Raw genomic sequence first — 10,065 nt, 5'->3', positions numbered from 1 at the left:
GGCTGCGCCAGCTGCTACAAAAGTCTGCGTTTAATCATCTGGCATTTCAGGGGGTTTGGCAGGCTTCGCCGGTTTGCCCGGTTTTGCACCTTTGGCACCCTTGGCGGCAGGTTCCGCTACAACGGGCATCGCGACCGTCGGCGCTGCGGCTTCTTTCTCAGTCGCTGGCAAGGCGTCGATGGCATCGAAGATTTTCTTCAAATTGACCGATTTTGATTCATCCCCCGAACTCTCGAACTTCTTCTCGCCGTCCTTGCCCACCAGGATGACTTTGGGTAACGCCCCCGCGCCGAGTTTCAGCGAGCGGATCAGTGCCATGGTGTCCTGTTGGCCGAGATCCTTGCCGTCGAGTTGACCGAACATGTTCAGCACGGTGTACACCCTGATATTGCGTTGGGCGACACCCTCCTTGTTGGCTGGATCGTCCAGCGACTTTTTCAGGCCCACCCAGACTGGGTCAACCGTGCTGGGAGCAATCACAATCAGTGGCCGGGCCCTGCCCTTGTCAATATCCAGAGGTGAGCCATCATCGGCGGCAAACAAGGGGCCGGCGAAAGCCAGCAGGGTAGTCAGGATCAATGACCTGATGAGCATGCGCATCTCCTTTTGATATCCACGCTCTAATGATTGCGCATCGCGGCGTTCGTTCCGGGTGACGCACGCAATTATGTCTCGCCTTGCCCCAAGCTTAGGTCAGGGCGGTCATTGCGCAACAGGCTGAGCTAATCTCATAGCTCAATAACGACGCCCTGATCCGCCGTGAGGACCTGTGCATGAGCGCTCAGTTGAACCACACCATCGTCTGGTGTCGCGACAAGCAGACATCAGCCAACTATCTGGCAGACATCCTCGGTCTGCCCAGCCCCGAACCCTTCGGCCCGATGCTGATCGTCAAGTTCGACAACGGTGTGTCGCTGGACTTTTACGACAATGACCCGCCGATTGCCTCCCAGCACTACGCGTTTTTGATCGGTGACGACGATTTCGATGCGGCCTTCGCCCGCCTGCAAGCCCGAAAGCAACCCTGGTGGGCCGACCCTGGCAAACAACGACCGAACGAGATCAACGATTACGGCGGTGGCCGGCGAGTTTACTTCGATGACCCGGACGGGCATCTGCTGGAAATTCTGACCCGGGCCTAAGCCTCGCCCGCCATCAACGCCGGAATGGAAAAGGTGAAGACGCTGCCAACCCCCGGTTCGCTCTCGGCCCAAAGCTCTCCGCCATGGGCCTGCACGATGCTGCGGCAGATGTACAAACCCAGGCCACTGCCGTTGGGATTTCCATCACGAACCGACCAGTAGCGCTCGAAGATGTGCGGCAAATGCACGGCGTGGATACCGCCGCCATTGTCGCGTACCGAGATCAGCACTTTGCCGTTTTCCTGGCGGGCGCTGAGGTCGATACGTCCGCCCGAGGGGGTAAATTTAATCGCGTTGCCCAACAGGTTCGACAGCACCTGGAACAACCGCTGGGGATCAGCGTCGATGCTCAACCTTTCAGAACTGCTGCAGTTGAGCTCGATGTTTTTGTGGGACGTGAGGGTCACCAGCAACGAACAGGCTTCCTGAAGCAAATCGACCACATCCAGCGGCCTGCACGCGAGTGGGTACTTGCCTGCATCGAGTTTCGACTTGTCCAGCAAATCGACAATCAGGGTGTTCATCCTTGCGGTGGCTTCTTCCATGGTGCCCAGGGCCGCGCTCATCCGCACGGTATGCTTGCCTTCGTCCTTGGCGACCAGACGCTGCATCATTCCGCATTGCATGATGATGATGGTCATGGGATTTCGCAGGTCATGGGACACCACTGCCACCAACTCATCACGCTCGCGGACCGCTTGATGCTCGCGGAGCACCTGACGGGCGAGGTCGTTTTCGATGGCACTGCGGCGCAGTTCCCTGACCGCATAAGCATCCGCCGTACTCCATTCACGCGCCCTGCCCTCCACTTGCTGTTCCCACAGCGCAAAGGAGGTACGCGGTTGCAGACGGTTGTCGGTCCCGGCACTGAAATGCTCATCAGGATTGCCGCTCCACTTCATGCTGGAGCGCAGTTGCGGGCGGAACCACAAGACGCCGTTGTCCACAGGCTTGGGCAGTACGAAAGCCAGCAGGCCGCTGGCCACGTCGCTGTAGAGCGCACTGGCACCGTGCAAGCCTTGCAGATGGTCGGTCAGCAGCGGCTCGCCGCTTGCCAGGCATTGCTCGCGCACCCACAGGTAAAGGGCGCGTACCTGCTCTACCGTCGGGCACTCACCGAACAGCTGCAAGCGATCTTCGATCAATACGGCGACGCCACTGGCCTCGGTCAGGTCCTGCAATTGCTCCGGGTGGTTGAGCAGCCCCTCCAGCACATCGCTGTCAGCCAGGCGCATCGCGGCGGTCAGTTCAGTGATCAGCCGGGATTTCTGTTCACGCTGACGCTGTTCGTCCCGGGTTTGCAGGGCCGTGATCTGCACGCTGAGCAATTGAGCGATCGCGGCGCACATCGTGCGCACCGAGTGACTGACCAGCAACGGTTCAGGGTGGGCACACGTGATCAGCCCCCAAAGTTGATCGTTCTCCAGCAGCGACAGGCTCATGGAGGCTCGCACACCCATGTTTTCCAGGTACTGGCAGTGCACTGGCGACACGCTGCGCAGGACCGAAAACCCCAGATCCAAAGGCTGCCCGGTGTCAGGGCGCAACACCGGAAGAATCGGCACCGGCACATAACGCGCATCCGGGATCACCCGGATCCAGTTCAGGCGATACAGTTCACGCGCCTGCGCAGGAATGTCCGAGGCGGGGAAACATTGCCCGAGGTAACCGGGCAGAACACCGCCCAGCGCCTCGCTGATGACTTGCCCATGCCCCCCCGGCTGGAAACGATAAATCATCACTCGGTCGAAGCCGGTCAGGCGGCGGATTTCATCGACACTGACGGTGTACAAGTCCTCCAGCGTGCTGGCTGCCTGCATCCGTCGCAGGGCCCGAAGCAGGATGGCGGTGTTGTCCGGTGTGGCGTCGCGCAACGGCTCCAGCTCAAGAATAATCACACCGTCACGCCGGTTGAGCGATCCGTTGAACCGCTGCGCCCCAATCTCCAGCAACAACGGATTGGCATCCTCCAGGTCATTCAACAACAGCGTCTGACGAACCTGCTCTGTCGCCGTAGCACCCGACAGCAGTGCCAAAGGTTGCTGCAATAAAGCCGCCGCCGTCTGACCGAGCAACGCAGCACAATTGCGGCTGATCTGCTGGATGATCAACTCAGGGTCACTCAGGGTCAGCAGAACGCCATGGGGCTGGATCGACCCCGGAATCCGGATCGCTTCGCTGGCGCATTCGGCGAGCGCGGCGTCGAGTTGCTCATCGGTGAGGCGGCTCATACCAATACCTCGCAGCGCTCGAGCCAGTTTTCGAATGATTCGAAGGTTGCCTGGGCCGCAACCACCGACTCCGCTCGTTCAACGGGATCACACACCTCATACAGGCACGCCAGGAAACCGCGCCACATCAGCAAGGTCGACGGGCCGTACACCGAAAAAAACCGGCCACCCGTGTGTTCATCGACGCCGAGGCGCGAGTACAGGCCATTGCGCAGCGATTGCCCGCCCAGCGTCGCGCCTTCCAAGACGTACAACACGCCCAGCACATCGGCAATCGAGCGGGGCTGAAGGGAAAACGGGCAAAGGGGGATGGCATCGATGGCCGCAGCGTCCAGACCCAGGGCATACAGATCGGCTTCAAGCGACGGGGTTTTGCTACGCATCAGCCAGTCCAGACCGGGAATGTTCGTCGCCACCGGGAACAGCAGGTTTTCCAGCGGCCGATAAAAACCGTAGTAGGCCTCGATCAGGCGGGTGTAGAGCAATAAATCGACGGTGAAAAACGGAATGCGCTTTTCCAGCACCCGATGCTGCCGGGTCGTGGCGGTGCGCAGCTCACTGAGGATCAGCGGCAGGCTTTTGGACGGGGCGGTCACGACAGTGTGTCGAAGCAATACCCGGCTTCGTGGCTTTGATACTCGGCGATTGGCGTGGACACGTGCCACCTCCTGTCGATCACGGGAAAATGCCGACAGGTCATTCAAGGTGAATGAAGGCTGGCTTTCCACCGTAGCACCTATGCGGTGCAGGAGGTGGTTTGTTTCTGGAACGGGCGGAATCAGAACGCCAGTTTGTAGCCGATCAGCACCAGCATCGTGGCCAGGCAAGGCCGCAGCACTTCATCGGAGATACGGCCAGTCAGGTGGCTGCCCAGGTAAATCCCCGGCAGCGAACCAATAAGCAGATAACCCAGCACGTGCCAATCCATGTTGCCCATGCTCGCATGGCCAAGGCCGGCAACCAGGGTCAGCGGTACGGCGTGCGCGATTTCCGTGCCCACCAGGCGGCGGGTCGGCAACAGCGGGTAGAGAATGAACAACGCGACGGTGCCTAGGGCGCCAGCGCCGATGGAAGTCAGGGCAACCATGGTGCCGAGTACCAGACCAGTGATCACGGTCAGTGCATTCAAGCGGTTGCCGCTGGGGTTGTAATGACCGCCCGCGCGTTTGTGGGCGAAATCGAGCAGGCGCTTCTTGAAGAAAATCGCCAGCGCCGTGGCAAACAGCACAAAACCCAAGGCCTGTTTGATGACCGCGTTCATCGCCTCGGGCGACGTTTGCAAGGTGCTCAGGAACCACAGCGTCAGCGCCACCGCCGGCACACTGCCGAGAGTCAGCCAACCGGTAATGGCCCAGTCGATGTTCTTGTTCTTTCGATGAACCAGCACGCCACTGGACTTGGTAATCGCCGCGTACAGCAAATCCGTCCCCACTGCGGTGGCCGGATTGACGCCGAACCACAACAGAATGGGGGTCATCAAAGAACCGCCACCCACTCCGGTCATCCCGACAATAAAGCCGACCACCAGACCTGCCACGACTAAACCGAAATTACCGAATTCCATTAACACGCCCACAAAAAACGCATGAAAAATCTGGTCCGCAGCATAGCGATTTTTCTTATAACCAGTTATATCGATGCGAACTATCGTTATGCCTGAAGTATGCAGGATTTCCTGTGCACACGTTTCCTTGTGGGAGCGAGCCTGCTCGCGAAGGCGGTTTGTCAGTCACTGCAAAGGTGCCGGTCATGCCTCTTCGCGAGCAGGCTCGCTCCCACAAGGTTGTGTTCACTGTACTGGCAGGAAGTTGAGGAACAGCAAACTCTGCGCGTAATTCAAACCGATCCGACGGTAGCGTTCGTCCAGCATCTGCGTCAGGAGGTCGAGCCGCGCGACGATCTTGCCGAACTCCACCGCAAAACTCAGGTTGCTGCCCTCCTCCGAAATTTCGTTGGAGAACAGCAGCGGCTCGCCGTTCTTGCTTTGCCGCTGGCTGAGTATCCAGGTGGCTTTCTCGATGTTGCGGGCGGCGTTGCTGACGAACGTCGGGTTGATCGCATCCGTCATGTAGAACTCGAGCCGATTGCCGTGGGCGGTGACGAGCATACTGCCGATGGCATAGATGAAGGCACCGACGCGGTCGCCGAGAAACTCCGGGCTCATGGCATAACTCAGTGCTGCCAGGTCTTTTTTGCCCCCCAGGGTCGGCAGCGGTTGTTGCAGTTCGATGGCCATGCGCACTTGTTTGCCAGCGGTGCGGGCGTCAAGGAAGCCGGATTTTTTCAACTCGTCCGGGTTGCGCAGGTAGAGCTTGCTCATCAGCAGGTAGAGGCTGTCGAGGTTGTCACGCATCGTCAGGGTCGCCATGCGGTCGACGCTGGTCTGGAGGAATTCCTGGGGTTTGCCTTCGCGGAACTGGCTGACGATGTCGCTGCCCTGCTGCTGACTGCACCCGGAGGTTGCGAGCATCGACAAGCAGGCCAACAGCAGGCAATGGCGGCGGATTGACGGGGTGGTGCGGGGTAAAACTCGAGCCATGGGTTCTTGAACTTGGGCATGGGCCGGCGGTGGGGATTCGCCGCAGGCTGGCCAAGGATAGAGCCGTGAATACTTAAAAAGTGCAGTGCCGACGGTCCGTAAGCGTTGGCAAGCACATCAAAGCCGATCACCCACCGGTGAAATTTGCCGAATTTTCCGTCCACGGGCATGGACCCGGGCAGGACCTATGCCCAAAACACTGTGATGAAGCTTTCTGCCAACTAAACATCCGACATCACACGATCATGTAGCAGCTGTCGACGGAACCACCGGGCTATTCTGCTGCCCATTGAAGTATCGATCGAAATTCAGAAAGGAGGTTTGAATGCGGACCCTCGAACTGGCCGGCGTCAACGTACCGGTCATCGGCCAAGGCACTTGGCGCATGGGCGAAGATCGTTCCCGGCACACCCAGGAAGTGGCGGCTTTGCGCCAGGGCATCGAACTCGGCATGACCCTCATCGACACCGCAGAAATGTACGGCGAGGGCGGCGCTGAGGACGTGGTCGGTGAAGCCATCGCCGGCAGGCGTGACGAAGTATTTCTCGTCAGCAAGGTTTACCCGCACAACGCCAGCCGCAAAGGCATCCCCCTGGCGTGCGAACGCAGTCTGCGGCGGCTGGATACCGATTACATCGATCTCTACCTGCTGCACTGGCGCGGCCAGTATCCCCTCGAAGAAACGGTCGAAGCCTTCGAACGCCTGCGCGAAGAAGGCAAGATCGGTCGCTGGGGCGTCTCCAATTTTGATGTCGACGACCTGAAGGAACTGGCCTCACCGGCCTGTGCCACCAATCAGGTGCTCTACAACCTGGAAGAGCGCGGCATCGAGTTTGATCTGTTGCCCTGGAGCCGCCAGCATCAAATGCCGGTCATGGCCTACTGTCCGATCGGTCAGGGTGGGCCTATGCTGAACCATACAACCCTCAAACAAATAGCCGCCCGTCACCGTGTGACGCCGGCCCAGGTAGCACTGGCATGGATGCTGCGTAAGGAAGGCGTGATCGCCATCCCCAAAGCGGTCCGACCCGAGCACGTACAACTCAACGCGCAAGCGGCGCAATTGCAATTGGAGACTGGGGATCTGGAGGCGCTGGACCAGGCGTTTCGCGCACCACAACGCAAACAGCGGTTGGCCATGGTCTGAGCCATCGCTGTCTGTCAGAGGGCTTCGGCATGAGAAGCACTGATCAGGACGATTCCTTTAATCTGCAACGCTTTATCCAGGCGCAGGACCCGGTGTTCAAACGGGTCCAGGCCGAGCTGAACGCCGGTCACAAGCGCAGTCACTGGATGTGGTTCATCTTTCCGCAATTCTCGGGATTGGGCGGCAGCGAGATGTCCCGCCACTTTGCCATTCGTTCCAAAGAGGAAGCCGAGGCGTACCTCAATCATCCGCTGCTGGGTTCACGGTTGCGCACCTGCACGCAATTGGTGCTGAACATCGAAAACAGCTCGATTGCGGCCATCTTCGGTCACCCCGACAATCTCAAGTTTCATTCTTCCATGACGCTGTTCGCCCAGGTTGCCGGCGCCAACAGCGACTTTCATCGAGCACTTGACCAGTATTTCCACGGCATCCTGGATGACTGGACATTGTTGCTGCTGGACTCAAAACAGGCCCAACTGCCCACCCACCAAGGTTGAAAAGTCGTCGTCCACGAAGGGCAGAATGGCGTCCGCCACCGGTTGCAGTTGGCGGGAGACGTAGTGGTCGTAGTCGATGGGCGCGCTACGGATTTCCAGCGGCTCGGGCCCGGCGACGGTGATCACATAACTGATCCAGCCACCGTTCTGGTATTGCCGCGGACGGCCCTGTTGGTCGTTGTACTCATCGGCAATCCGCGCGGCCCGCACATGCGGCGGCACATTGCGCTGATAGTCATCGAGGGTGCGGCGCAGGCGCTTGCGGTAGATCAGGCGATCGTCGAACTCCCCCGCCAACGTCTTGCGCACGTAGTCGCGCACGTAATCCTGATAGGGTTTGCGATTGAAAATGCGCAGGTACAGCTCCTGCTGGAACTGCCGGGCCAGCGGCGACCAGTCGGTGCGCACGGTTTCCAGGCCTTTGTAGACCATTTCGTCGGTGCCATCGGCGCGGGTGACAAGCCCTGCATAGCGCTTCTTGCTGCCCTCCTCGGCACCGCGAATGGTCGGCATCAGAAAGCGCTTGTAGTGGGTTTCGAACTGCAACTCCAACGCACTTTCCAGACCGTATTGCTGCTGCACATGCTCGCGCCACCACTGGTTGACGTGATCCACCAGCGCGCGGCCGATCTGTGCGGCTTCTTGTTGACCATGGGCACGGCGCAGCCAGACGAAGGTCGAGTCAGTGTCGCCGTAAATCACCGTGTGGCCCTGGGCTTCGATCAGCTGTCGCGTACGCAACATGATCTCGTGACCGCGCAGCGTGATGGACGACGCCAGGCGTGTGTCGAAGAAGCGGCAACCGCTGGAACCGAGCACGCCGTAAAAGGCGTTCATGATGATCTTCAGGGCCTGGGACAACGGCGCGTTGTGTTCGCGCTTGGCGGTTTCGCGACCTTCGGCGACCCGCGCGACGATGGCGGGCAGGCAATGCCGGGTTCTGGAAAAACGCGCGCCGCGAAAGCCTGGCACCGACTCGCTGTCATCGGGGTGTTTAAGCCCCTCGATCAAGCCCACCGGGTCGATGAGAAAGGTACGGATGATCGATGGATAGAGGCTTTTGTAGTCGAGCACCAGCACCGACTCGTACAGGCCCGGTTGCGAGTCCATGACAAAACCGCCGGGGCTGGCCTGCGCAGGCTTGTTCCCAAGGTTTGGTGCAACGAAACCCTGGCGGTGCATCAGCGGCATGTAAAGGTGCGTGAACGCCGCCACCGAGCCGCCACTGCGGTCCGCCGGCAATCCGGTGACGCTGGCCCGTTCCAGCAGGAAGGTCAGCAGCTCGGTCTTGGCGAAAATCCGCGTCACCAGCTCGCAGTCCTTGAGGTTGTACTTGGCCAGGGCCGGTTTATCCTCGGCGAACATGCGGTTGATTTCGTCCATGCGCTGGTACGGATTGTCGATCGACTTGCCCTCGCCAAGCAGGGTTTGCGCGACGTTTTCCAGGCTGAACGAGGGGAAACTCCAGGTCGCCGAGCGCAGGGATTCGATGCCGTCGATGATCAGCCGGCCAGCAGCCGAGGCGAAGTAATGGTTGCGGCTACCGTGTTCGCGCCATTGCATTTCCTCGCCGCCACGCCCCAGTTTCAGCGGCACCGCCAGACGCCGGGCGTGTTCGTGGAGCACGCGCAGATCGAATTGCACGACGTTCCAGCCGATGATCGCGTCAGGGTCATGGCGAGCGAACCATTCGTTGAGTCTTTTCAGCAGCAGGGTCCGGGAATCGCAGTATTCGAGCTGAAAATCCACTTCGCTGTCGTCGCCATTGGGCGGGCCGAGCATGTAGACCTGGCGCTCGCCGCAGCCTTCCAGCGCAATGGAATACAACTCGCCCTGAGCGGTGGTTTCGATGTCCAGAGAGACCAGCCTGAGGCTCGGGCGATAGTCGGGATCAGGTTTCATTTGCGCATCGAACAGCAGGCCTTCGGCGTTCGGCGTGCCACTGAACCGGACCGGCGCGGTGATGAAACGCTCCATCATGTAGCGCTCCGGCGGGCGCACATCGGCTTCGAACATGTCGACACCGGCCTTTCGCAGCGCGGTTTCCAGACGTATCAACTGGCCGTGCTGCTGGCAATACAGACCGAGTACCGGGCGGTGCTCGAAATCCAGCAATGCCAATGGCCGCAGCTCGACGTTCTTTTCGCCGCGCAGCAGCGCTTCGGCCTGCTCGCGCTGGGCGGCGGGGATGAACGCCACCGACGGTTGATGAGGCAGGCGGATCCGCTGGGGACCGGTGTCGGTCGCCAGCCAGAACTCGACTTCCGTACCGGCCGGGGTATCGCGCCAATGCCGGGTCAGGACGAAGCCCCGCTGTAAATCCACCACTGCAACCTCACATTTGATTCAGGTCGCAATTCTACGCGCCATTGAAGGCGATAGCCCGTCTGGCTCCAACGTCTCGGACAGACCTGGAACCTGTGGGAGCGAGCTTGCTCGCGATGAGGCCATAGCATTCGACATCTCTATTGCCTGTTACACCGCTATCGCGAGCAAGCTCGCTCCC

8 protein-coding genes and 2 pseudogenes are annotated in these 10,065 nt (G+C 60.0%); 3 read left to right on the top strand and 7 right to left on the bottom strand.

Annotated features, from left to right (window positions below; translation table 11 throughout):
• Window positions 1–30: 30 nt before the first annotated feature.
• Window positions 31–594 carry a DUF4174 domain-containing protein gene (locus tag VD17_RS24615; RefSeq protein ID WP_046056092.1) on the bottom strand — a complete coding sequence of 188 codons (564 nt, stop codon included), beginning with the start codon at window positions 592–594 and terminating at the stop codon, window positions 31–33.
• A 179-nt stretch (window positions 595–773) separates the two neighbouring features.
• On the opposite strand from VD17_RS24615, the gene VD17_RS24610 reads away from it, so the two are divergent.
• Window positions 774–1,142: a VOC family protein gene (locus tag VD17_RS24610; RefSeq protein WP_046056091.1), complete on the top strand. Its 369-nt coding sequence runs from the start codon at window positions 774–776 to the stop codon at window positions 1,140–1,142.
• Window positions 1,143–1,162: 20 nt separating this feature from the next.
• Here the strand turns inward: VD17_RS24610 and VD17_RS33185 are convergent.
• From VD17_RS33185 to VD17_RS24590, 5 genes and pseudogenes are all read right to left on the bottom strand, one after another.
• A pseudogene (locus VD17_RS33185) lies at window positions 1,163–1,816 on the bottom strand (sensor histidine kinase); the annotation flags it as partial.
• Between the two features lie 75 nt (window positions 1,817–1,891).
• A pseudogene (locus VD17_RS24605) lies at window positions 1,892–3,373 on the bottom strand (GAF domain-containing protein); the annotation flags it as partial.
• Window positions 3,370–3,969 carry a biliverdin-producing heme oxygenase gene (locus VD17_RS24600; protein ID WP_046056090.1) on the bottom strand — a complete coding sequence of 200 codons (600 nt, stop codon included), beginning with the start codon at window positions 3,967–3,969 and terminating at the stop codon, window positions 3,370–3,372. The gene VD17_RS24600 and the pseudogene VD17_RS24605, both read right to left, overlap by 4 nt.
• A 182-nt stretch (window positions 3,970–4,151) precedes the next feature.
• Window positions 4,152–4,937, bottom strand: coding sequence for a sulfite exporter TauE/SafE family protein (locus VD17_RS24595; protein WP_046047606.1), 786 nt, complete (start codon window positions 4,935–4,937; stop codon window positions 4,152–4,154).
• Window positions 4,938–5,162: 225 nt separating this feature from the next.
• Entirely contained in the window at window positions 5,163–5,912 is a 750-nt protein-coding gene (locus VD17_RS24590) for a hypothetical protein (RefSeq protein WP_046056089.1), read from the bottom strand.
• A 325-nt stretch (window positions 5,913–6,237) separates the two neighbouring features.
• Here VD17_RS24590 and VD17_RS24585 point away from each other — a divergent pair, with 325 nt between their 5' ends.
• Entirely contained in the window at window positions 6,238–7,059 is an 822-nt protein-coding gene (locus tag VD17_RS24585; RefSeq protein WP_046056088.1) for an aldo/keto reductase, read from the top strand.
• A gap of 29 nt (window positions 7,060–7,088) precedes the next feature.
• Window positions 7,089–7,559: a DUF1810 domain-containing protein gene (locus VD17_RS24580; protein ID WP_046056087.1), complete on the top strand. Its 471-nt coding sequence runs from the start codon at window positions 7,089–7,091 to the stop codon at window positions 7,557–7,559.
• Here the strand turns inward: VD17_RS24580 and VD17_RS24575 are convergent.
• Window positions 7,524–9,884, bottom strand: coding sequence for a DNA polymerase II (locus VD17_RS24575; protein ID WP_185753210.1), 2,361 nt, complete (start codon window positions 9,882–9,884; stop codon window positions 7,524–7,526). The two genes, VD17_RS24580 and VD17_RS24575, sit on opposite strands and share 36 nt — an antisense overlap.
• Between the last annotated feature and the right edge of the window lie 181 nt (window positions 9,885–10,065).

It is taken from the genome of Pseudomonas fluorescens, assembly GCF_000968015.1.
In the GTDB taxonomy this organism is placed as follows: domain Bacteria; phylum Pseudomonadota; class Gammaproteobacteria; order Pseudomonadales; family Pseudomonadaceae; genus Aquipseudomonas; species Aquipseudomonas fluorescens_W.
This window is presented reverse-complemented; position numbering and strand designations above follow the sequence as displayed.

Excerpts from the sequence above, each read along its gene's own strand:
- VD17_RS24615 (WP_046056092.1), bottom strand. The coding sequence starts at position 594 with ATGCTCATCAGGTCATTGATCCTGACTACCCTGCTGGCTTTCGCCGGC.
- VD17_RS24610 (WP_046056091.1), top strand. The coding sequence starts at position 774 with ATGAGCGCTCAGTTGAACCACACCATCGTCTGGTGTCGCGACAAGCAG.
- VD17_RS24595 (WP_046047606.1), bottom strand. The coding sequence starts at position 4,937 with ATGGAATTCGGTAATTTCGGTTTAGTCGTGGCAGGTCTGGTGGTCGGC.
- VD17_RS24590 (WP_046056089.1), bottom strand. The coding sequence starts at position 5,912 with ATGGCTCGAGTTTTACCCCGCACCACCCCGTCAATCCGCCGCCATTGC.
- VD17_RS24585 (WP_046056088.1), top strand. The coding sequence starts at position 6,238 with ATGCGGACCCTCGAACTGGCCGGCGTCAACGTACCGGTCATCGGCCAA.
- VD17_RS24580 (WP_046056087.1), top strand. The coding sequence starts at position 7,089 with ATGAGAAGCACTGATCAGGACGATTCCTTTAATCTGCAACGCTTTATC.